This is a genomic window from Komagataeibacter rhaeticus (genome assembly GCF_003207855.1).
GTDB classification, from domain to species: domain Bacteria; phylum Pseudomonadota; class Alphaproteobacteria; order Acetobacterales; family Acetobacteraceae; genus Komagataeibacter; species Komagataeibacter rhaeticus.
In genome coordinates this window covers 1-20,911 of sequence record NZ_NKTZ01000007.1, presented here as the reverse complement: position 1 = coordinate 20,911, position 20,911 = coordinate 1, and the positions used below count along the sequence as shown (strand labels likewise).

The 20,911-nt window shown below is 63.7% G+C and carries 22 protein-coding genes; 9 read left to right on the top strand and 13 right to left on the bottom strand.

The window, feature by feature from the left end:
* Positions 1 to 3: 3 nt before the first annotated feature.
* From CFR78_RS08925 to mltG, 7 genes are all read left to right on the top strand, one after another.
* The gene (locus CFR78_RS08925) at positions 4 to 1,278 is read left to right on the top strand and encodes a class I SAM-dependent methyltransferase (RefSeq protein ID WP_034932480.1); all 1,275 of its coding nucleotides are present in this window, start codon (positions 4 to 6) and stop codon (positions 1,276 to 1,278) included.
* A gap of 23 nt (positions 1,279 to 1,301) precedes the next feature.
* Positions 1,302 to 1,817, top strand: a complete 516-nt coding sequence (locus CFR78_RS08920) for a YdcF family protein (protein ID WP_034932521.1) — start codon at positions 1,302 to 1,304, stop codon at positions 1,815 to 1,817.
* A 56-nt stretch (positions 1,818 to 1,873) separates the two neighbouring features.
* Positions 1,874 to 2,860: an ACP S-malonyltransferase gene (fabD, locus tag CFR78_RS08915; RefSeq protein WP_181417516.1), complete on the top strand. Its 987-nt coding sequence runs from the start codon at positions 1,874 to 1,876 to the stop codon at positions 2,858 to 2,860.
* Positions 2,861 to 2,924: 64 nt separating this feature from the next.
* Complete coding sequence (fabG, locus tag CFR78_RS08910) at positions 2,925 to 3,680, top strand: 3-oxoacyl-[acyl-carrier-protein] reductase (protein WP_034932522.1); 756 nt, start codon at positions 2,925 to 2,927, stop codon at positions 3,678 to 3,680.
* Positions 3,681 to 3,938: 258 nt separating this feature from the next.
* Positions 3,939 to 4,178: an acyl carrier protein gene (locus CFR78_RS08905; protein WP_003618476.1), complete on the top strand. Its 240-nt coding sequence runs from the start codon at positions 3,939 to 3,941 to the stop codon at positions 4,176 to 4,178.
* A gap of 72 nt (positions 4,179 to 4,250) precedes the next feature.
* A complete protein-coding gene (fabF, locus tag CFR78_RS08900; protein ID WP_084149773.1) occupies positions 4,251 to 5,534 on the top strand; it encodes a beta-ketoacyl-ACP synthase II in 1,284 nt (427 codons plus the stop codon).
* Between the two features lie 57 nt (positions 5,535 to 5,591).
* Positions 5,592 to 6,596: an endolytic transglycosylase MltG gene (gene mltG / locus CFR78_RS08895; protein ID WP_034932486.1), complete on the top strand. Its 1,005-nt coding sequence runs from the start codon at positions 5,592 to 5,594 to the stop codon at positions 6,594 to 6,596.
* Between the two features lie 25 nt (positions 6,597 to 6,621).
* Here the strand turns inward: mltG and CFR78_RS08890 are convergent, their stop codons facing one another.
* The 8 genes from CFR78_RS08890 to CFR78_RS08855 all read right to left on the bottom strand — a co-directional run bounded on the left by CFR78_RS08890 (position 6,622) and on the right by CFR78_RS08855 (position 13,710).
* The gene (locus tag CFR78_RS08890; RefSeq protein ID WP_051672152.1) at positions 6,622 to 7,389 is read right to left on the bottom strand and encodes a lipid-binding SYLF domain-containing protein; all 768 of its coding nucleotides are present in this window, start codon (positions 7,387 to 7,389) and stop codon (positions 6,622 to 6,624) included.
* Positions 7,390 to 7,569: 180 nt separating this feature from the next.
* Positions 7,570 to 8,358, bottom strand: coding sequence for an inositol monophosphatase family protein (locus CFR78_RS08885; protein WP_034932490.1), 789 nt, complete (start codon positions 8,356 to 8,358; stop codon positions 7,570 to 7,572).
* A gap of 27 nt (positions 8,359 to 8,385) precedes the next feature.
* On the bottom strand, positions 8,386 to 8,889 hold the full coding sequence (locus CFR78_RS08880) for an MmcB family DNA repair protein (protein WP_034932492.1): 504 nt from the start codon (positions 8,887 to 8,889) through the stop codon (positions 8,386 to 8,388).
* Positions 8,890 to 8,908: 19 nt separating this feature from the next.
* On the bottom strand, positions 8,909 to 9,676 hold the full coding sequence (locus CFR78_RS08875) for a nucleotidyltransferase family protein (RefSeq protein ID WP_084149775.1): 768 nt from the start codon (positions 9,674 to 9,676) through the stop codon (positions 8,909 to 8,911).
* 2 nt (positions 9,677 to 9,678) lie between these two features.
* Positions 9,679 to 10,461 carry a sterol desaturase family protein gene (locus CFR78_RS08870; RefSeq protein ID WP_007400078.1) on the bottom strand — a complete coding sequence of 261 codons (783 nt, stop codon included), beginning with the start codon at positions 10,459 to 10,461 and terminating at the stop codon, positions 9,679 to 9,681.
* Positions 10,458 to 11,567, bottom strand: coding sequence for an LptF/LptG family permease (locus CFR78_RS08865; protein WP_034932497.1), 1,110 nt, complete (start codon positions 11,565 to 11,567; stop codon positions 10,458 to 10,460). The genes CFR78_RS08870 and CFR78_RS08865 overlap by 4 nt, the downstream gene beginning before the upstream one ends.
* Positions 11,564 to 12,742: an LptF/LptG family permease gene (locus tag CFR78_RS08860; RefSeq protein WP_050800799.1), complete on the bottom strand. Its 1,179-nt coding sequence runs from the start codon at positions 12,740 to 12,742 to the stop codon at positions 11,564 to 11,566. The genes CFR78_RS08865 and CFR78_RS08860 overlap by 4 nt, the downstream gene beginning before the upstream one ends.
* A 50-nt stretch (positions 12,743 to 12,792) precedes the next feature.
* The gene (locus CFR78_RS08855) at positions 12,793 to 13,710 is read right to left on the bottom strand and encodes a metallophosphoesterase family protein (protein ID WP_034932498.1); all 918 of its coding nucleotides are present in this window, start codon (positions 13,708 to 13,710) and stop codon (positions 12,793 to 12,795) included.
* Between the two features lie 159 nt (positions 13,711 to 13,869).
* On the opposite strand from CFR78_RS08855, the gene CFR78_RS08850 reads away from it, so the two are divergent.
* Together CFR78_RS08850 and CFR78_RS08845 are read left to right on the top strand one after the other, a co-directional pair.
* Positions 13,870 to 14,850 carry a diacylglycerol/lipid kinase family protein gene (locus CFR78_RS08850; RefSeq protein WP_007400082.1) on the top strand — a complete coding sequence of 327 codons (981 nt, stop codon included), beginning with the start codon at positions 13,870 to 13,872 and terminating at the stop codon, positions 14,848 to 14,850.
* A gap of 7 nt (positions 14,851 to 14,857) precedes the next feature.
* Complete coding sequence (locus CFR78_RS08845) at positions 14,858 to 15,832, top strand: protein-tyrosine phosphatase family protein (protein WP_007400083.1); 975 nt, start codon at positions 14,858 to 14,860, stop codon at positions 15,830 to 15,832.
* Here the strand turns inward: CFR78_RS08845 and spt are convergent.
* From spt to CFR78_RS16430, 5 genes are all read right to left on the bottom strand, one after another.
* The gene (gene spt, locus CFR78_RS08840) at positions 15,816 to 17,018 is read right to left on the bottom strand and encodes a serine palmitoyltransferase (RefSeq protein WP_007400084.1); all 1,203 of its coding nucleotides are present in this window, start codon (positions 17,016 to 17,018) and stop codon (positions 15,816 to 15,818) included. The two genes, CFR78_RS08845 and spt, sit on opposite strands and share 17 nt — an antisense overlap.
* Positions 17,019 to 17,024: 6 nt before the next feature.
* A complete protein-coding gene (locus tag CFR78_RS08835; protein ID WP_007400085.1) occupies positions 17,025 to 17,276 on the bottom strand; it encodes an acyl carrier protein in 252 nt (83 codons plus the stop codon).
* Between the two features lie 186 nt (positions 17,277 to 17,462).
* Positions 17,463 to 19,202, bottom strand: a complete 1,740-nt coding sequence (locus tag CFR78_RS08830; protein ID WP_181417515.1) for a fatty acyl-AMP ligase — start codon at positions 19,200 to 19,202, stop codon at positions 17,463 to 17,465.
* 53 nt (positions 19,203 to 19,255) lie between these two features.
* Positions 19,256 to 20,389, bottom strand: coding sequence for a hypothetical protein (locus CFR78_RS08825; protein ID WP_034932502.1), 1,134 nt, complete (start codon positions 20,387 to 20,389; stop codon positions 19,256 to 19,258).
* 319 nt (positions 20,390 to 20,708) lie between these two features.
* A partial coding sequence (locus tag CFR78_RS16430; protein WP_220032402.1) for a hypothetical protein occupies positions 20,709 to 20,911 on the bottom strand: 203 nt, incomplete at its 5' end.

Sequence of the window (20,911 nt, the reverse complement as noted above, 5' to 3'; positions counted from 1 at the left end):
GCCATGACCATGCATGAAGGTGACGGGTCCCCCGCCCATGATGCGCGGGATGCGGGGCTGCAGGCCCAGTACGAGCAGTATCCCTATCCCGCCCGTGACCCGCGGGAGGAAAAGGACAGGCTGCTGATTGGCAGCCCCAGTCACCTGCGGGAAATCGATTACTGGGTTTTTGGCGCCATGCGTCCGCAATCCACCCCGTTGCGGGTGCTTGTGGCGGGCTGTGGCACGGGCGATGGTGCGATCATGCTGGCCACCCACATGGCGCGTGCGGGGCGCGGGGGGGAGGTGCTCTGCCTTGACCGCTCACCCAGGGCGCTGGAGATCGCGCGCGGCCGGGCGGAAATACGTGGGCTGGGCAACATGCGCTTCGTGCGCGGTGACCTGTCCAGCCTTGCCACGGTGGCGCCGGGGCCGTTCGACTATATCGACTGCTGCGGCGTGCTGCATCACCTGCCGGACCCCGATGCCGGGCTGGCGGCGCTGGAAGGCGTGCTGGCGCCCGGTGGGGGGATGGGCCTCATGGTCTATGCCCCTTACGGGCGCACCGGCGTGTACATGCTGCAGGACGCGCTGGAACGTCTGGCCCCGGTGGATGACGCCCCCGCGCGCAGGCTGGACGTTGCGCGCCGGGTCATGCGCCACCTGCCCGCTACCGCATGGTTGCGGCAGAACGTCAATTTTGGCGACCATCTGAGCGGGGGGGATGCCGGGCTGTATGACCTGCTGCTCAACCCGCGTGACCGGGCGTATGACATCACCGCCTTCCACGCGCTGCTGGACCGCGCGGGGCTGGCGGCGGCCTGCCTGATGGAACCCGCCCGCTACGATCCCGCCCTGCTGCTGCCCGACCCGCGCCTGCGTGAACGCATTGCCGGCCTGCCCGAACGGGCGCGTCAGGCCGTGGCCGAGGATGTGGCGGGGAACATGGCGACGCACGTCGCCTATGTCCGCCGTGCGTGTGAACCCGTGAAGCGCGCGGATGCGCTGGCGCCCGGTGCCGTGCCGGTCATGCGCGAGATCCCCGGCCTTGAACTGGCCCGCATGATGGGGCCGGATGACCGGCTGCCCTTCGCCTTTGGCACCCTGCAGGTCGCCGTTGCGCTGCCGCCGCAGGCGCGCGGCATCCTGCCGCTGATCGATGGGGAACGCACGGTGGGCGACATCGCCGCGATCATGGAAACGCGTGGCGTATCCGCCAGCCGGTTCGCCCGGGTGTGGGAACAGATGTTCACCACGCTGGAATCGCTTAACCGGGTGCTGCTGCGCGCGCCGCGCTGACAGGCGTGCGGCAGGGGGGCGGCGTGCTGCCGGTTGTCATATTCGGCGCGAAACTGCGGCCCGATGGCACGGCGGCCCGCACATTGCGGTGCAGGGTGGAAGCCGCCCACGCCTTTGGTCGCCAGCACGGCCCGGTCGTGTACATGCCCACTGGCGGCCCTTCATGGCCATCGGGCCTGACGGAGGCCAGCGTGATGGCCCGCCTGCTTCTTGATGCCGGTGCCGCGCCGGGCAGCGTGCTGGTGGAAGATACGGCGCCGGACACGCTGGCCTCCGTCATCGCCTGCACGCGGCTTTTGCGGGCGACCGGGCATGCGGGGCCGGTGGCGGTGGCCAGCAGTGCCTATCATCTGCCACGCTGCCTTGTACTCATGCGGATGATGGGCTGGCGGGTACGGCGCGTGCCGCCGCCCCCGGTGCCCGCCGCGCGCCGGTGGGGCAGGCGCTGGTTCTGGCGCCTGCGGGAAGGGGCGGCCCTGCCGTGGGATGTGCTGCTGCTTGTCCTGTGGCGGCTGCGGGCCGGGCGTGATGGTGATTGACACCGTCCGCCCAAGCCCGCATCACGCGGGGGACACGAAAAACAACATGAGTGTGGATGGAAGTCATGCCTGTGCAAGCCTTTGTTTTCCCCGGTCAGGGAAGCCAGTCAGTTGGAATGGGTCGCGATCTGGCCGAAGCCTTTGCCCCCGCGCGCGAGGTGTTTCAGGAAGTCGATGATGCACTGGAGCAGCATCTCTCCACGCTCATGTTCGAAGGGCCGATGGAGGAGCTGACCCGCACCGACAATGCCCAGCCGGCGCTGATGGCCGTCTCGCTGGCCGTGCTGCGGGTGCTGGAACGCGAAGGCGGGCTGGACCTGAAGCGCGATGTGGCCCTGGTGGCGGGGCATTCGCTGGGCGAATATTCCGCCCTGGCCGCGGCCGGGGCGCTGGGCATTGCCCGGACCGCCCGCCTGCTGCGCCTGCGCGGCAATGCGATGCAGGCAGCCGTTCCCCCCGGCGAGGGTGGCATGGCGGCCCTGATCGGCGCGGACATGGACATGGACCGTGCCGCCAGCCTGTGCGCCGAAGCCGCGACCTTTACTGACGAAGCCGGCAAAACCCACACGGAGGTGCTGGAGGTCGCCAACGACAATGGCGGTGGCCAGGTGGTCGTGGCGGGCCAGATGGCGGCGATTGACCGCGTGATTGCCCTGGCCAGGGCGCAGTGCGTCAAGCGGGCGCTCAAGCTGCCGGTCTCGGCCCCCTTCCACTGCTCCATGATGGCACCCGCGGCGGACGCGATGCGCGCGGCCCTTGCCGATACGGACATCGTAGCCCCGGCTGTGCCGCTGGTGGCGAATGTCACGGCGGCCAAGGTCACGGACCCGGCCAGGATCCGTGACCTGCTGGTCCGCCAGGTCACCGGCACGGTACGCTGGCGCGAAAGCGTTGACGCCATGGTGGGCATGGGGATCGACAGCTTTGTCGAGATCGGTTCGGGCAAGGTCCTGGCGGGGCTGGTGCGCCGCATCAACGGCGACGTGGCGACCCGCTCGGTCGGCACGCCTGCCGATATCGAGGCCTATCTGGCCGCACGCTGAAAAAGCCCATGCCCGCGTCACGGGGCATGTTTCATTGATGGATACCGAAGGAAACGGACAGGTCATGTTCAGGCTGGATGGAAAAATAGCACTGGTAACCGGCGCATCGGGGGGAATCGGGCGCGAGATCGCCCGTGCGCTGCATGCGCAGGGGGCGGGTGTCGTGCTGTCGGGCACCCGTCAGGGCGTGCTGGAGGACGTGGCGGCCGAAATTGGCGCGCAGGGCGGAGCTGAACGGGTGCATGTCTGTGCGGCCGACCTGTCCGATCCGGCGGCGGCCGAAGCCCTGGTGGCGGCGGCCGAGGAAAAGGCGGGGGCGCCACTGGCCATTCTGGTCAACAATGCTGGCCTGACGCGCGACACGCTTGCGATTCGCATGAAGGACGAGGACTGGAGCCGCGTGCTGGACGTGGACCTTGCCGCCCCCTTCCGCCTGTGCCGCGCCGCCCTGAAGGGCATGCTGCGCCGCAGGGCGGGGCGGATCGTCAACATCGCTTCCGTGGTGGGGGTGACGGGCAATGCCGGACAGGCCAATTATGCCGCCGCTAAGGCCGGCATGATCGGCATGGGCAAGTCGCTGGCGCAGGAAGCGGGCAGCCGGGGTGTTACCGTAAACACCGTGGCGCCGGGCTTTGTCCAGACCGCCATGACCGATGTCCTGCCTGATGCGCAGAAGGAAAAGCTGGTGGGCGCCATCCCGCTGGGCCGCATGGGCCAGCCGCAGGATATCGCACCCGCCGTGGTCTACCTTGCATCGGACGAGGCGGGCTGGATCACGGGGGCGACAATTCATGTCAATGGTGGCATGGCGATGCCCTGACAGATGTGATATTCTGCCCGACAGCAGACTTGCAGGTGACAGAAAAAGAAGGGGCCATCAGGCCCCGGCTGTCCCTGATTGCAGGGCGCGCGGACAGGAAATGCAATCGCCGCCTTGGCGATCACATCAAAACCGTGCTAATCGCCCGCAGCTTCGTCCGAAGCGGGCCGGTACGCAACGCCGGTTTGCAGGGACGTACAGGACGAACACGTTTCGAACCGCCCGTTTCATTCAGGGGCAGACAGGAAGCAGAGACAGATGAGCGAAATCGCTGATAAGGTTAAGAAGATCGTAGTCGAGCACCTTGGTGTGGACGAAAGCAAGGTTACCCCCGATGCCTCGTTCATCGACGATCTGGGTGCGGACAGCCTCGACACGGTTGAGCTGGTCATGGCTTTCGAGGAAGCGTTCAGTGTCGAGATCCCCGAGGACGCGGCTGAAAAGATCACGACCGTGAAGGACGCGATCGACTACATCGAGAAGCAGAAAGCTGCCTGATCGGTCCCTTTTTCCGATCATGTTTTTACGAATTCAGTCAGGTATCGTTACTTTCAGGAGCAGGACGGGTTGATGCAGTCTACCGGATTGACGTCTGGACAGCGGCGCGTTGTCGTGACCGGTATGGGCATTGTCAGCCCTCTCGGACTGGGTGTGGAGCGTAACTGGTCACGCCTTTTGGCCGGGGAAAACGGCTTTGGCCGCATTTCCTCGTTCGACGCATCCGACCTGCCGGCACAGGTTGCGGGCGAAGTCCCCGCGGGGCCGACGGAAAGTGGCGGCCTGACCCTTTCGGACTGGATACCGGTCAAGGACCAGAAAAAGATGGATCGCTTCATCCATCTTGGTCTTGTGGCCGCGACCGAGGCGGTCGAGGATTCCGGCTGGAAGCCGGAGTCCGAGGAAGACCGCTGCCGCACCGGCGTCATGATCGGTGCCGGTATCGGCGGACTCCAGACCATCTACGAGGCATCGGTGACGGTAAAGGAAGGACGGGCGCGCAGGCTTTCGCCTTTCTTCATCCCGTCCGCCCTGATCAACCTGGTCTCGGGCCATGTCTCGATCAAATACGGATTCAAGGGGCCGAACCATTCGGTGGTTACGGCCTGCGCCACCGGCGTGCATGCCATAGGTGACGCCGCCCGCATGATCATGCTGGGTGATGCCGATGTCATGGTGGCTGGCGGGGCGGAAGCCGCCGTGTGTCCGCTGGGCATCGCGGGGTTCTGCTCGGCCAAGGCGCTGTCCACCCATTTCAATGACACGCCGGAGAAGGCATCCCGCCCGTGGGACCGCGACCGCGACGGTTTCGTAATGGGTGAGGGTGCCGGTATCGTCGTGCTGGAAGAATACGAGCACGCCAAGGCCCGTGGCGCCAAGATCTATGCCGAGGTGATTGGCTACGGCATGTCGGGTGATGCGCATCACATCACCGCACCTGCCCCCGGGCATGAAGGGGCTTTCCGCGCCATGCAGAACGCCGTGCGCAGCGCGGGCCTGACCACGGCGGATATCCAGTACGTCAACGCGCATGGTACCTCGACCATGGCCGATGACCTGGAGCTGGAAGCCGTCGAACGCCTGTTTGGCGATGATGCGCGCAGGCTGGCCATGTCCTCCACCAAATCGGCCACGGGCCATCTGCTGGGGGCGGCAGGCGCTGTGGAAGCGATCTATTCCATTCTGGCCATCCGCGATAACGTGGCGCCGCCCACGCTCAATCTGGACAACCCGTCGCGGGAGAGCGTGATCGACCGGGTGGCCCATACGGCGCAGGAACGCAAGATCGATACGATCCTGTCCAACAGCTTCGGCTTTGGCGGGACCAATGCCAGCGTGATCCTGCGCGGCGTATGAGACCGGGGCGCCTGCGGGCGCCCTTTCCATTTTTGGCAAGACGAACAAGGGGATGGCGTGCGCAGGATTCTGGCGGTACTGGCAGGGGCCTTTCTGCTGCTTGTCCTGTCAGGTCTCGGCATCGCGTTCCTGGGGGTGCGGCACTATGATGCCCCCGGCCCGCTGGCCGACCAGCATACGGTGGTGATTCCGCATGGCGGAGTGGCGCAGGTGCTGGTCACACTGCAGGATACGGGCGTGCTGGAACGTGACTGGACCACGCGGAAAGTCTTTGAGATCGCAACCGCCCTGACACGGGTGGACGGGGCCTTCCATGCGGCGGAACTGGTTTTTCCCGCCCATGCTTCCATCCATCAGGTGCTGCAGGTCCTGCGCCATGGCAGGCCGGTCATACACAGGCTGACCATCCCCGAAGGGCTGTCCGCCATCCAGATCGCGGCCCTGCTGGAACAGGCGCCCTATATGGACGGCAGCTTTCCCTTCCCCGATGAAGGGTCGGTCATGCCGCTGACCTATGATTACGAATGGGGCATGCCGCGCGCGCAGATGCTGGCGCGCATGCAGCATGCCATGGGCCGCGCGCTGGATCGTGCATGGGAAGGACGGGTGGCCGATCCCGCCATCATGGACCGCCATGACCTGCTGGTGCTGGCGTCCATGATCGAACGCGAGACGGGCAGCGCGGATGAGCGGCCGATGGTGGCGCGTGTCTTTCTCAACCGCCTGCATCAGGGCATGCGCCTGCAATCCGACCCGACCGTGGTGTATGGCCTAAACAAAGGTGTCGGGCCACTGGGCCATGCCCTGACCCGTGCCGACCTGCTTCAGCCCACGGCCTATAATACATATGTCATAACCGGCCTGCCGCCCGGCCCGATCTGCTCGCCCGGCGTGGCGGCACTGGAGGCGGCGGCCCATCCCGCATCGGGGGATCAGCTCTATTTTGTGGCGAATGGCCATGGCGGTCATGACTTTGCAACCACGCTGGGTGATCATAACCGCAATGTCTCGGTCTTCCGCGCGACAAGGCGGGGGCAGCAGCCCGTAGCCGGGGAAAAATAGGGGCCATGCCGCGCCCTGCCTGATGTTACTGGGGCGGCAGGCTCTGGCTGCTGACCGAGCCGGACGGCGCCACGGCCGTAGGCTCCTGCGCCACCGGGGCCGCTGTCGTGCCGGTGGCCTGCCCGTTCTTGTCCGGGCGGCTCTGGGCCGTGGTCAGCACTTCGGTCAGGGCCGAGCGCAGCGGGTCCGCACCGGAATTGTTGACCCGCATGGACACCACGATATCTTCCGGCCCCACGATCTGGTTGTAATAGGCGTGATTGGCGGCACTATTCACCCGCATCTTGGACCCACCCAGCGCGGCACCGGCAAACAGTCCCTTGGATTTCTGCACGCCCTTGATGCTGGTGTTGTGCTCACCCGCCGTGCCGCTTTCCAGCCCCGAGCCGGATGAGGCAAAGGATGTGCCGACATCCGCACTCAGCTTGAACTGGCTGTCCAGCAGGGACTGCACGCCCTGGTCCGTCATGACGAACAGCATGACCTCCACATCCTGCATGCCAAGCTGTAGCCCGAAATTGGCCGAGGACATGCGGTAGAACGCCGGGTCCGACCATGAGCCATGGGCATCACGTGTCAGGAACACACAGCCGCCGCCGCCGCCGCCAAAGGCAATGGACATGCGAAAGACAGAGGGGCAGACAATCACGCCGCGCGACTGCGCCAGATAGCGGGTGACCTTGCTGTTCGCCGTGGCGGTGGAAAACATGTCCCGCACGGTCAGGGTGGCACGGTCGACCAGGCTCTGTTCTTCCTCCATGCTGGCCGCAAGGGCACCGTGGAGCGGCATCATCAGGGTTAGGGTGGCAAGTGATGTCCTGATGAAATGAGATGTGCGCAAAACCGTGCTCCCCTTCCGATTCGTAACGGCAGATCCACCAAAACGGCCCGTGCCATGGAGTGGTCTGTTTTCATGGCCGAATCATGGCCCGCAAGGCAAGCCCGCCAGGCGGCCCGCCGCCATATATTGCCGTTATTTAAGGGAAACCCCGACAGCGCGGGAAAACGCATCGGCAATGCCGGGAGCAGCGGCAAGGATGCTGATGCCATCGGTCAGGCCACCATCGCGCAGGAAGGGGGAAACGCAGGCCCCCGCTTCTTCCAGCAGCACGAGGGCGGCCGCCACGTCCCACAGGTTGATGCGGATTTCCAGATAGCCATCCTGTCGCCCGCAGGCGACCTCGGCCAGCGCGATGGCCCCCGAACCGCCCGAGCGCGGCATGGCGCCAAGGTTCAGGATCGCATCAATCTTCTGCTGGAACACGCCGGGCGGCACGCGGTTGCTCCACCCCATCTCGATCAGGGAGGACGCCGTATCCGTCACGGGGGAGGCCATGATGCGCTGGCCGTTGAGGAAGGCGCCATGGCCCCGCACCGCCGTATAGGTCTCGCCCAGGGCCGGGGCCTCGATAATACCGGCAACCGGGGTATCGCCCTCCATCAGGCCGAGCGAGACACACCAGCGGTTGCGGCCTCGGGCATAGTTTGACGTACCATCAATGGGGTCCACCACCCAGCGCAGGGCACCGGTGCGGGTGCGTCCTTCTTCCTCGCCCTGAAATCCGTCTTCGGGGAACAGCGTGCCGATTCGCTCCGATATGAACGCCTCGACCGCGCCATCGGCTTCCGTCAGCCAGTCCTGCGCGCTTTTCTGGGTGCCCTGCGGGCCGCCGGGGGCGGGTCGCATCTTCATCGCCAGGGCGGCGGCATCACGCACGACGGAGCGCGCGGCTTCAAAGCGGGTCAGGATGGCTTGGGTCATCGGGTCACCTTTCATGGGATGGAAATGCTATTCCACACGTAATGCCGTTCTGAGTGTCTGGTCCAGTTGCGGCATCTCTGTCCGGCCCAGCCGTTCGGCGGCCTGCATGGCAAACCGCAGGGTCAGGCTGCGCCTGCGTGCCGGGGCCAGTGGGGTATGGGGCGCGGGGCGGATGAGTGCGCAATCCACGCAGGTCGGCCTGTCATCGGCGCCCCTGCCGGTGGCGGCAACGATCAGGCCGGCGGTGTCGGGCAGGACCGTGTGGGGAAAATCCTGGTTGACCGCGAAATAGAGCTGGTCACACCACGGCAGGTAATCGGGCCATTTATGGTCGGCCCGGAAATCGGGCAGGCCCGACTTGATTTCGATACATACCAGATGGCCCTGCGGCGTCAGGGCCATGATATCGGCGCGCCTGCGGTCAGGCAGGCCGAATTCATGCAGGACCGCCCAGCCATGCAGCCTGCACATCTGGCTTGCGCCCATGCGTATCGCCGTCTGGATATGGGGGGCAGGCAGGGGGCCTGACATCGGGTAATGCCGGGCCGGTTCAGGTGGCGGATGCCGTGGAAAGCAGATGGGTGACCAGTTCCAGATCGGCCGGCTTGTCCACATCCACCGCGGCCCGGCCATCAGCCAGCGGGATCAGGGCCACGCGCGCGTGGGAAAGCCGGCCGATGCGGCGGCAGACATCCGCGCGTGTCAGGCACCGGAATACGAAGCGCAGCAGGATGCCCGGCCCCAGAATGCGCGCCATTTTCAATGGATGCTTGCGATCCGCCTCCAGCTTCTGCCACAGCCGGATCACCCCGGCCGCGGCAGGCGTGCGGAACAGGAACATGTTGCAGCCCGAAAACGCGCCATCGGCCAGCCGGATCATGGTACGTTTCGTGCCTGGCACATCGCGCAGGATCGACTGTTCCATGGCGATTGCGGCGGCGACGTCACACCCGCTTTCCTGTGCCGCCTGCACGAAGCTGCGCACCCAGCCCGGCTGGAGCAGGGCATGGTCCGCCGTGGTGACCAGAAGCGGCGTGCCCAGCGTGTCAAGCGCGTTCATGACGCTGGCGCTGGGTCCGGCGGCGGGCGGGATGAAGGTCACGTCATCGGGCACGACGCCATCCAGCACGTCCGGCTGTTCGATACAGATGGCGATCCGGCCAATTGTCTCGACCGATTTCAGTGCGGTGACGACCCGGCTGATCATGGGGGTGCCGCAGACCGGCAGCAGCGCCTTGTGCGAAAGGCCGGCAGCCTGTGCCATCGGGTCAACCCGTCCGGCCCGGCTTCCGGCAAGGATAAGGACATTAAGCCCCATGCTCATGCCGCGTTGCGTGTGGGGTTGGCGCCATCGGGCCGGTCACGCGGGGGGGCGCCGGTCTCTTCCATCACCCAGGGGTACTGCTGGGCTTCCTTGACGTCGTAGCCAAGGTTGAACACCGTGGGGCTGCGCGGGCAGCCGCGTGCGTCACGGTAATAGCTGCGGAACAGACGGTCGGCCACGAAGCTGGTGATGCCGTAATTGCCGTTCTCGTTGTGGAAGTGATGCAGGACGTGGCGCTGCTTCATGCGCTGGATCCAGCTCATGCGTGGCTTGTAGTTGAGGTGCTGGATGCAGTGAAAGAATTCATAGATGCAGGTAATGGTCAGCCCGGCGCCAAAGGCCGCCGCCGCCGCGGGCATGCCACCAATGGCATAGCCGATGGGAATGGTCACGATGGCGATGGTGGGAATGGTGTTGAGCGGCGAGCCGAACAGCACATCCAGCAGGTGCGGGTCCTGATGATGGTCGAAATGGATGCGTTTCCACAGCGATGCGCTCCATTTCATGCGATAGAGGAAGCGCCCGTGCAGGATGAAGCGGTGGATGGCGTACCAGACCAGCGGGTAGACCAGCATGACCGCCCCGATGCTGACCGCAACCGGCGCGAGGGTGGTCCAGGTATACGCCATGACGGTAAAGCTGCACGCAACCAGGGCAAAATAGAGCAGGATGGTGGGATAGGTGAGGTAGGCAATCCAGAGCTGTGACAGGTTCATCTTGCCCAGGTCGAAGCTCCGGCCCGTGCGGATTGAACTGTTTTTCAGTGTCTTGGTAATCATCGCTCTTCAATCCTCAGTAGCACGGTGATGACGCCAAGGATGAAAATAAGAATCCCGACGAATATCGCCATAAGCGAGGGCAGCGTTCCCGCATTTCCCAGCGCGCGCAGCAGCCCCTGGAATACGACAAACAGCAGGCCGGCGCCCAGGCACCATACCGGCAGCCAGCTGCGGATGCCAGCCCGCGGGGGGATATAGACCACCGGCACCGCCAGTAACAGCATTACCGTGAAGGTTAAGGGTAACATGATGCGTCCCAGTATTTCCGTCAGGAAGAACGAAGGGGACTGGCTGGAAGGCAGCCGGCCGGCCTCCTCGTCCAGCATCGTGCTGATGGACTGGGTGAAACTTATGGTCAGCTGGGTGATGTAGCCCGGGGTCAGCGTATCGGGCCAGTCAAGCCGGATGCTCTGTCCGGGCGGCACATCCAGCAGGTCGATGCGGGTGGGACTGATGACGCTGAGCACGCGTGTGGGCGTGCCATACCAGTGGCCATGCACATAGCGCGCCGTGTCCAGCGTGGTCACCTTCTGCAGCAGGCTCTGGCGGTCGCGGTGGTAGACCGTCACGTCCCCGAGGACACTGGCGCCACTGCCCAGGAAATGGATGCTGATCAGGTCATTGCCCGAACGGACCCAGTAGTTGTGCGCCTCGGCAATGGCGCCGGGCGTGGTGACATTCCACCACTGGGCCAGGGCCTGTTCGGTACGCGGGGTGACCTGGTCATTCACAAGCCCGCACAATATGCCTAGCGCGATGGTTGTGGGCAGGAACAGCTTGATCAGCCCCGGTGTGGACAGGCCCGCCGCCCGCATGATCGCGATCTCGTTTGACGTGGTCATCTGCACCAGCGCCAGCAGGGCGCCGATCAGCACGGCGATCGGCATGGCATTGCAGAACAGCAGCGGCAGCCGCATGACCGCGTAATACAGCACCCCCGTCAGGCCCAGATGACGGTGCATGATCTCCGTCACCTGTTCCAGCAGGGACAGGATTTCCATGAGCGAGACCACGATGACGGCGGTGGCGAATACCTTGCCCATCATCTCGCGTGACAGGTAGCCCAGCAGGACCGTACCGCTGGCCAGGCGCAGCCGGTGCTTCATGCCTGGTGTTCCATCATGCGGCGCGGCAGGCCATCGGCGGAAAGCTGCCGGGGGGGCAGGGCTGGCCCCTGTTCAAGCAGGATGCGCAGGCCGCCTGCCTGACGGATCAGCACGCCCACGCAGATCAGGCTGAAAACCAGGGTGGGCAGCCAGATCACCAGCAGCGGTGACATATGCATGTTGGCGACGAAGCTCATGCCCATCTGCAGCGTATGGTCGAAGCCGACCAGCGTGATGGCGGCAATGGCCAGGCCCGGATTGTTCTTCTGCCGTTTGCGTACACCCGCCAGGGCACAGGCCAGGATGGGAATGAAGGGAATGGCCGCCGTGCGGGCCAGACGGAAATTCAGCTCCGCGATCATGTACGAATGGCTGATGGTGGGGTTGCCGTATCTTATGCCGTAATACAGTTCCGGCACGGTCAGTTCGCGTTCGGTCTCACCCCGCTTGCGGTAGGCTTCGGTATCCAGCTTGCCCTTGGTCGAGATCATGCGCGTGGTCCGGCTGAAGCTGGTGATGGTGGGTGGCTTGTCCTGGCTGTCGGTGATGACGGTGCCATCAACCAGGTCAAGGCGTATGTTCGACCCATCCGCCGGATTGAAGAGATAGCCCTTCTGCGCGGAAATAAAGCGGACATGCGCCTTGTCCGTCCCGTCACGGATGAAGACATTCCACATCCGCGAGCCGGCATGGTCGACGTTTTCCGCTGTCAGGACGATATCATCCGACAGGGCGAACATCTTGGATTGCAGGTGCGGCGTCCAGCCCGCATGGCTGGCGAAGTAGAAGGCCGAACGGTAATCATAGCGCGCATAGGGCTGTATGAAGCCGTAAAGCGAGAAAGCCAGGAAGCCGAATATCGCCCCTGTCAGTACAAAGGGCTGGCAGATGCGGAAAATCGAAACCCCGCTTGCCATCAGCGCATCGATTTCATGATTGGCGCTCATCCGCCGGATGACGGAAAACACGCTGACGCACATCGCGGCGGGCAGGGCCAGGCCCAGATAATGCGGGATCAGGTCGCTCAGCAGCGCGAAGAAGGTTTTCATCGAGCTGCCATTGGCAGCCAGCAGGTTGAACAGTACCAGAAGGCGTTCCAGAAGCAGCGCCGCCATGACAACGCCCAGCGCGATCGAGAACGGTGGCACGACCTGGCGCAGCAGATACCGGTCCATGGTGGTTGGCGCCAGCTTCTCCAATATCCGGGAATGGAACGACATGCGGTTCATGAAGATATGCTTATACCCGGAAAGGAACGGGAAGGCGAAAGGGGCGTGAAGACAGTTTCCTGGCTGGTAACAGCCTGCCCCCCGTCGGGGAAGCAGCGCCGTGTGACACCCAGTGCGTAACCCGTGTCTCCCCTGTGGACCGTGATGCGATTCCACCCTGCCGCGCGCAGGGGATCCGCCGAGCGGGCGGAAGCCGAGGCAATCCCCAGAACCGGCACGGCCCCCTGAGGTCCGGGGAGGGACGATATGCTTGAGGTATGAATATGGCCATGCAGTACCATCTCCGCCCCTTCGTGCGCAATACAGGCAGCGAAATTATCCGGGTCGCGGAGGGCCTTGCGGGCAACGGCCAGCCCGGCGACCGGCGGGTGATGGATCATGACGATGCGGCACAGCCCCTGCCGCCCGGTCTCGTGCAGCAGGGTGCGCAGCCGTGCCGCCTGCCGCACCCCCAGGGTGCCGGTCGCCCTGAACCACGGCGTCGGCACGGCCGAACTGACCCCGATCAGCGCAACTGACCCGACCCGCCGCACGAAGGGAAAGGGCAGCGCCCCCATCCACGGCTGCCACAGGCCCACGGTTTGCTGCCAGTCGGCATGCACAAGGGTGTCATGATTGCCGGGTATGACTGTGCAGGGGGCGGGCATGCGTTCCAGCCAGCGCAGGGCGTTGCGGCATTCCCCCGGCAGGCCCATGTTGGTCAGGTCCCCGGTTACGGCAATCATGTCGACAGGCGTGGCGGCCATATCGGCCATGACCCGCGCCAGGATTTCGGGGCGATGGATGAAACGGCGATGCCGCCGCCATGAAATATGGCTGAATATGCGTTTGTTAAGGCGGTCTGCAAGGCGGGGCGGCGCCATTTCCGTTGGCAGATGGGGGTCTGACAGATGTGCGATGGTGATCGGGTTCAAGCTCGCCTCTTTCCTTGCATCATGCCCGCCGGGCCGGGCACGGGTCCGTGTTGTGCCAGACCACCACAGGGGGGACACCATCTTTTCGTGCCTTGCAATAGAAGGCAGATGGTTGCTTATGGCCTGTAAGTCAAATTTCAGACAGGGATGGGATAATCAGTGACCGGACGTTTTGCGCTTGTTTACAACCCGCGCAGCCGGCGGAATATGGGCGACACGAGTACCTATGCCCAGACGGCCCGGGCACTGCTGGGAAGCAGTTTCATCGATCCGGCTGATCGTTCCCGTCTGGATGCCCATGTTGCCGAACTGGCCGCATGCGCCATGGACTGTATTGTCATAGATGGCGGGGACGGAACGGTAAGCGATGTGCTGAGCGCCGTGCATCGCCATTACGCCCCTGACCGCCTGCCGGCCATTGCCGTCCTGCCTTCGGGCAATACCAACCTGATTGCGGGGGATGTGGGCTTTGGCCTGCGTGGCACCCCGGCACTGGAACGGCTGCAGCAGCTTGCCCTGTCCGACCGGCTGCGGCGCAACGTGCGCAGGCGCTGCGGGCTGGTGGTGCAATGGCCCGATAGCGATGGCCGGCCCCCGGTCGTGGGCATGTTTCACGGGGCGGCGGCCTTCACGCGCGGCATAGAACTGGCCCACCAGCCCGCAATCCTGAACAACTATTCCCATGAGATGGCGGTGATCGTCTCCTTCCTGTCATCCGTTGCGCGCCTGCTCACGCGCCGTTCCCGGCAGGAATGGATGCAGGGGGACCCCATGACGGTCCTGCCCGGGCAGACGGCACGGCTGGATGGCAACTGCTTCCTGTTCCTGTCCACCACCCTCCAGCGGCTGCCCTATCGCATATGGCCGTTCTGGACGGGGCGCGGCATGCGTGACGATGCCATCAATTTCCTGCATGTGGCAGGCCATCCGGTCCGGCTGGCGGCTGCGGCATGGGCGCTGCTGCGTGGACGGCAGCCCGCATGGCTGCGCCATAGCCCCGATTACAGCAGCGGCTGCGAGGACCGGATCGAAATGCTGCTGCATTCCGACTTCGTGCTGGACGGAGAGGTCTTTTCCCCCGGTGCGGCCGGGCGCATCATCCTGTCCGCCACCGCCCCCATAGATTTCATCCATGCCTGAAGGAGCGATGACCATGCCCCAGCCCGCACCGACAGGCCGCCTGGCTGCCGCTGGCCGGATCGCGCACCTGCTGGCCGGTGAACTGGTCCAGCCGGTTGCTCCGTCTGTTACGGCGTTCGTGGCGCAGCTTGTCGGCGGGGCGCAGCCCCTGGGCGTGATCTTTTACGGTTCGATCCTGCGTGCATCGGACCCTGACGGTATCCTGGACTTTTATGTCATCGTTGAGCGGCTGGAAGACTGGGGATCGCGCCCCCTGGCACGCGAGGCCAACCGGCTGCTGCCCCCCAATGTCGAATATCATGAAATTCCCGTGGACGGGCGCATCATCCGCGCCAAGGTTGCCATCCTGTCCATAGCGCAGTTCCGGCGCATGACGGGGCGGGCATCGCTGGATACCACGGTGTGGGCGCGTTTCTGTCAGCCGGTACGTCTGGTATGGGTGCGCGGGCCGGAGGCGGCGGATGCCATCCTGGCCTGCATCGTGCGCGCGGTGGCGCAGGCGGGACGCTGGGCGGCGGCGCTGGGGCCTGCGTCAGGCACGGCGGATGATTTCTGGCTGGCCCTGTTCAGCCATACCTATGCCGCGGAGCTGCGGGTGGAGAACGGGCGCAGGCCCCGGACCCTGCTGGAGGGGCATGAGCAGCGTTACAGGACCCTGCTGCCGGATATATGGCTGGCCGACGGCCTGCCCTTTGAACGCAGCGGGGATGTGCTTGCCCCCCGCCTTACGCCGGGCCTGCGCCGCAGGATGCGCGAAGGCTGGTGGCTGCGCGGGCGGCTGGGGCGTGTGCTGAACATCGGCAGGCTGGCCAAGGGGGCCTTCACGTTTGAAGGGGGCGCGCGCTACATCGCATGGAAAATACAGCGCCATTCCGGCATCGTTCTGCCGCTTGGCCCGTTTTCCGAACGGCACCCACTGATCTGCCTGCCGTATCTGTTGTGGAAGCTACGGCAGGCCGGTTTTTTCAGGCGGCGCGGTTGATCCCCATCTCGCCTGCCACCGTGGCAAAAATTTCCACTGCCCGGTCAATCTGCTCCGGCGTATGCGTCGCCATGACCGATGTCCGCAGGAGCGGGTGCTGGTCAGGCGTTGCGGGTGGCAGGCTGAGATTGACGTAAACCCCCAGGTCAAGCAGCCGGTTCCAGAAGGCGACCGCCGTCGGGACTTCGTCCAGAATGACGGACACGACAGGGCTGGCCTGCGGGCCCGTGCGCAGGCCGGCGGCCTGAAGCCCCGCATGCAGCCTGCGGGCGTTGTCCATAAGGCGGACCCGCAGTTCCGGCCGGTTTTCCAGCTCATCCAGCGCGGCCATGGTCGCGGCAATCACTTCCGGCGGAAGGGACGCGGTGAACATGTAGGGGCGCGAGCACAGGCGGATCAGGTCCAGTCCCGCATGGTTGGACACGCAGTATCCCCCCACCGTGCCAAGGCTTTTGGAGAAGGTGCCGACAACAAAGTCCACATCCGCTTCCACGCCATCGGCTTCCGCCACGCCCCGGCCATGTTCGCCCATCACGCCCACGGAATGGGCTTCGTCAGCCAGCAGCCATGCGCCGGTCTCACGCTTGACGGCCGCGAATTCCGCCATGGGCACCACGTCACCCATCATGGAATAGATGCCTTCAACAACAACCAGCTTCGCACCCGGCGTGCCATCCAGGCGGCGCAGGCGCTTGTGCAGGTCATCGGCATCATTGTGGCGGAAGCGGATCACCTGCGCATGGCCAAGGCGGCTGCCATCATAGATGCTGGCATGGCTGTCCGCATCCAGCAGCAGGTAATCATCCTTGCCCGCCAGTGCCGAGATCGTACCCAGATTGGCCTGGTAGCCGGTGGAGAACACCATGCAGTGCTGACGCCTGAAGAACGCGCACAGACGTTCCTCCAGCTGGCGGTGGAGTCCCTGCGTGCCGTTGGCAATGCGCGAACCCGTGGTGCCCACCCCATATGCCCGGGCGGCCTTTACCGCAGCGTCGATCGCGGCAGGTGACTGGCTGAGACCCAGATAGTTGTTGGTCCCGAACAGCAGGGTCTCGCGCCCTTCGATCAGCCCGACCGTCGACGAAATGGGTTTTTCGATAACCACGTTGAAGGGGTTGCGGCCACCGCCGGCGGTGACAGCGGCCAGGGCTGATGCCAGCCCTTCATATTTCGAGAAAATTGACATGATGCGTCAGGACGCCTGCTTGAGGGAGACGATGCAGGCCGCCAGATCATCGATGGTGCGGATATCAGCCAGCCGGTCAAGCGGCACGGACACATCGAGGGTATCCTCGATTTCCATGACAAAATTCATGACGGCCAGTGAATCAAAGGCCAGATCTTCAACGATCTTGCTGCTGCCATTGATATCACGGGGAACCTTTGGGTTCGCCAGCAGCGTCTTCACGATCAGCGCGGAGACGCTCGCTACCGTTTCACTCATTCCTACATCCTTATGGCACGTCCAGCCTGCACACGGGCAGGGGAACAGCATGAATGACCTGCCCACGATCCATAAACCGGGGGTGGGGACTGTATTCGCCCCCTGATCGGAAGTCTTATGGGCGAAAAACTGGTTTTTGACCAGTCCCGCTTTGCGCGGACACCGGAGGCATGGCGCCCCCTGACGTCAGACGACCGATACGGACGAGGCTTCCAGTGGCTGGAAAGCGCCCGCCAGCAGCATTGCCTTTGCCCGTGCCCGCGTCAGCTTGCCCGATGATGTCTGGGGCAGGGTGTGGGGCGGTACCAGGATGATGGACACATCCACCCCATGCTGGCGACGGAACAGGTTGGCCGTCTCGGTTTTCAGCGTTTCGCGGGCTTCGGGGGAGGAGGCGCGGCACTGCACCAGGGCCACGATCTTTTCGCCTTCATTTTCATCGACCGAGAATACAGCCACGTCGCGGCTGCGCAGGGTACTGATTTCCGTCTCGGCCGACCATTCCAGATCCTGCGGCCAGATGTTGCGGCCATTGATGATGATCAGGTCCTTGGCGCGCCCGGTCACGACAACCTGCCCATCCAGCATGTAGCCCAGGTCACCGGTGTTGAGCCAGCCTTCCGCGTCCACCACGCGCGCGGTTTCCTGCGGGCGGCGGAAATAGCCCTGCATGAGGCTGGGCCCGCGTACGAATACGGTGCCGACCTTGCGGTCCGACAGCACGCGGCCTTCGCTGTCACGGACTTCCAGCTCGTGCTGGGGCAGGACCGCACCGCAGATGACAAAGGTGCGCAGCGCGCGTGCCGGGTCGTTGGATGGTACGGCCTCACCGCGTGTCTCAAGGGCACGCAGGTCGATCGTATCCGTACGGATGCCCGACCCCAGTGGCGCGAAGCTTATGGCCAGCGTTGCTTCCGCCATGCCGTAGCTGGCGGTGAACGCCCGGCTGTCAAAACCGGCGGATGCGAAGCGCTGCGCGAAATCTTCCAGGATATGGTAGCGGATCATGTCCCCGCCGATACCCGCGACGCGCCATGTCGAGAGATCCAGTTCGATCGATGTGGCACGTCGGGCGCACAGCTCGTAACCGAAGGACGGGCTGTATGAAATCGTACCGCGGTTGCGGCTGATCAGGTCCAGCCACACATGGGGGCGGCGCGCGAACTCACGCGTGGGCAGCATGTCCACGCTGAGCTGACAGGTCATGGGGGTCAGGAAGAATCCCACGAGTCCCATGTCATGGTAAAGCGGCAGCCAGGAAACACAGCGGTCTCCTGTTTCCCGTACCTTCAGCCCGTTCAGGGCGATGGCATGGGCATTCGCCACGCCCGAACGCTGCGTGACCGCAATGCCCATGGGGAAGCGCGTGCTGCCCGATGAGAACTGCAGGTAGGACAGGTCATCTGGCCGGACGGCTGGCAGGGTCTCGACGGTAATGGGCATTTCCAGCAGCCGGGCGGGCGTGCCGGAGAACTTCAGGTCAAGGCCATTCGTGATTTCATCTGTCCAGCCGGCAATGATCTCGGCAATGACCACGGCGGAAGCGGCAGCACCCTCGATCATGCCCCGCAATGTGGCGACATAACCCTCACGCCCACCAAAGGCCACGGGCAGCGGCAGCGGGGCGGGCACAAGCCCAGCGTACTGGCAGCCAAAGAAGATGCGTGCAAAATCGCCATCGCTTTCGGCCACGATGGCCACGCGCTCACCCGGCTCAAGCCCCAGGGAGAGCAGGCGCCTGCCGGTCTCGATCGCCTGCTCGCGCAGGGTGCTGTAGGGCAGTGCCTCAAGCAGTACACCCTTGCCAGAGTAGATGTTGAAACCGCTCTTGCCCTGTGCGGCATAATCCAGCGCAGCCGGGAACGTCGGGAAATTGCCGTAACGACGCGGCAGACCAGAATCGGAGGGGGTCGGGAGGCTTATCATTTCCGGTAATGTGACTTCCACAGACGTAACTTGAAACGGCGAATGGGCGGTGTTCAACCAATTACCCTCAAAAAGTCAATGATCGATTTCGCGCCCTTGGCTGCCGTATCCTGTGGCGCCGCAAACCCGAAGGTCTCCCATATATACTCTTTTTGTCGATCAAGGAAATTTGCATGCGACAGGAAAGCACTGTCAAGGGCAGGGCCCAGGTCATCCACGCTGTCCAGCACGTCCCCCAGGGTCCAGCTCTGGTAATTGGGATCGTCCCGCCACCGGGTATGATGGGCGTTCAGGAACAGGCAGGGTCTTGGTTTTATCAGGAATTCACTGACCTGGCTGCTTACGTCGCCCAGATACAGGTCTGAACCCATGGTATAGGTCATATCGACACTTCTGTCGCTGCCCGGATCAATAATCATGTGAGGCTGGTCGGTAAAGGGGGCCAGCATTTTCATGGCTCTGGCACGGTTTGTGTCGAACAGTCGGTAATGGGGGGCGAACACCAGATTGTATTTTGTCTGTCGGGCGAAATACCGCAGGATATCCATGCCAAATCGTGGCCATGACGACAGGCCCAGGCTGAAATGCGGGTTATAGAGTATGGTCGGCCGCCCGTTGGGGAACAGGGGAGCATTCCTGGCATGCAGGCGGCGCACCATGTCGAATTTGGCGTAGACTCCTGATGTATAGTGCCCTGGCCGCAGGGCGCCGCTTTCAAGCAGGCGGGCTTCCACCTTGTGGCCTGCCATCAGGATGTAATCGAATTTCGCCGCATCATGCGCAAAGCCTATGGCCCTGTCGCCCGCGCCATGCCGGGTCCAGATCAGCCGGGGATGATGTACGCCCATCTTGCGGAGCAGGAGGGATGTACGTTCCGGCACCACGATTGCCTGAAATCTGTTGAAATAATTTCTGTTCAGAAAAAGCACCGCTATCTTGCCCAGCGGGGTCGGGCCATGGCGCTGGACATGTCGGCGGAGCCAGTCCGGCATCTTCAGGATATCAAAGACAACCCGCGCATCAGGATAGAGTCTGGACAGATTGCGGATGCGGGAATCGCGCTCGGCTGTCAGGCTGGCAATATGGATCGTGACGTCTGGATCAAGCCGGGCCATTTCCAGCGCGATGGGAAGCGAGTGGAATTCCTGATGTGGCTGGGCAAGATAGGGGAACAGGATATGTGACACTTAGATAATAAACCTGACGCAAACCTTAAAAGGAAGACAGCCGCAACAGTTTAGCCCGAATGATTTCATGAGATGAACTAACCAAGAGTAACATATCATATCGGTCATGCGGGGCGGCCGACATTTCATATAGGCTGCCCAGCGCATGCAGACCCTGATCCGCGCCCCGGATGGATTGCCATCCCGGCATCCATTTGCGGCCGAAGCAGGGCAGGGAAACCAGCGACAGGAGACAGGGAGGGGCCTGCCCCTCCTTTTTTCACATAAATATCTTTTTTTCTTCGTTTTTTTGGTTCGCATTGTGAATGTTAAGTGGGGTTTATGGCGGATTTCCGTTGTTTTCCTGTGTTTTGGGGGTAGCGTTGACAGGGTGGGCCAATATCCGTAAAAGCCCCTTCACCGGACGGCGCTGCTGCTCCGGCGGGTCTTTGACAAGAGAATAGAGAGAGTATCTGGAAGGGATATGCTGGCGGCGCGGTTGTTGCTCTTTAGGGGGTGATGATTGGCGGCCTGGACTGGGTG

What these genes read in the sequence shown, in the direction of transcription:
- CFR78_RS08925 (WP_034932480.1), top strand. Translation starts at nt 4, where the DNA reads ATGACCATGCATGAAGGTGACGGGTCCCCCGCCCATGATGCGCGGGAT.
- fabD (WP_181417516.1), top strand. Translation starts at nt 1,874, where the DNA reads ATGGAAGTCATGCCTGTGCAAGCCTTTGTTTTCCCCGGTCAGGGAAGC.
- fabG (WP_034932522.1), top strand. Translation starts at nt 2,925, where the DNA reads ATGTTCAGGCTGGATGGAAAAATAGCACTGGTAACCGGCGCATCGGGG.
- CFR78_RS08905 (WP_003618476.1), top strand. Translation starts at nt 3,939, where the DNA reads ATGAGCGAAATCGCTGATAAGGTTAAGAAGATCGTAGTCGAGCACCTT.
- fabF (WP_084149773.1), top strand. Translation starts at nt 4,251, where the DNA reads ATGCAGTCTACCGGATTGACGTCTGGACAGCGGCGCGTTGTCGTGACC.
- CFR78_RS08890 (WP_051672152.1), bottom strand. Translation starts at nt 7,389, where the DNA reads ATGATGCCGCTCCACGGTGCCCTTGCGGCCAGCATGGAGGAAGAACAG.
- CFR78_RS08885 (WP_034932490.1), bottom strand. Translation starts at nt 8,358, where the DNA reads ATGACCCAAGCCATCCTGACCCGCTTTGAAGCCGCGCGCTCCGTCGTG.
- CFR78_RS08880 (WP_034932492.1), bottom strand. Translation starts at nt 8,889, where the DNA reads ATGTCAGGCCCCCTGCCTGCCCCCCATATCCAGACGGCGATACGCATG.
- CFR78_RS08875 (WP_084149775.1), bottom strand. Translation starts at nt 9,676, where the DNA reads ATGGGGCTTAATGTCCTTATCCTTGCCGGAAGCCGGGCCGGACGGGTT.
- CFR78_RS08870 (WP_007400078.1), bottom strand. Translation starts at nt 10,461, where the DNA reads ATGATTACCAAGACACTGAAAAACAGTTCAATCCGCACGGGCCGGAGC.
- CFR78_RS08865 (WP_034932497.1), bottom strand. Translation starts at nt 11,567, where the DNA reads ATGAAGCACCGGCTGCGCCTGGCCAGCGGTACGGTCCTGCTGGGCTAC.
- CFR78_RS08860 (WP_050800799.1), bottom strand. Translation starts at nt 12,742, where the DNA reads ATGGACCGGTATCTGCTGCGCCAGGTCGTGCCACCGTTCTCGATCGCG.
- CFR78_RS08845 (WP_007400083.1), top strand. Translation starts at nt 14,858, where the DNA reads ATGACCATGCCCCAGCCCGCACCGACAGGCCGCCTGGCTGCCGCTGGC.
- spt (WP_007400084.1), bottom strand. Translation starts at nt 17,018, where the DNA reads ATGTCAATTTTCTCGAAATATGAAGGGCTGGCATCAGCCCTGGCCGCT.
- CFR78_RS08835 (WP_007400085.1), bottom strand. Translation starts at nt 17,276, where the DNA reads ATGAGTGAAACGGTAGCGAGCGTCTCCGCGCTGATCGTGAAGACGCTG.
- CFR78_RS08830 (WP_181417515.1), bottom strand. Translation starts at nt 19,202, where the DNA reads ATGATAAGCCTCCCGACCCCCTCCGATTCTGGTCTGCCGCGTCGTTAC.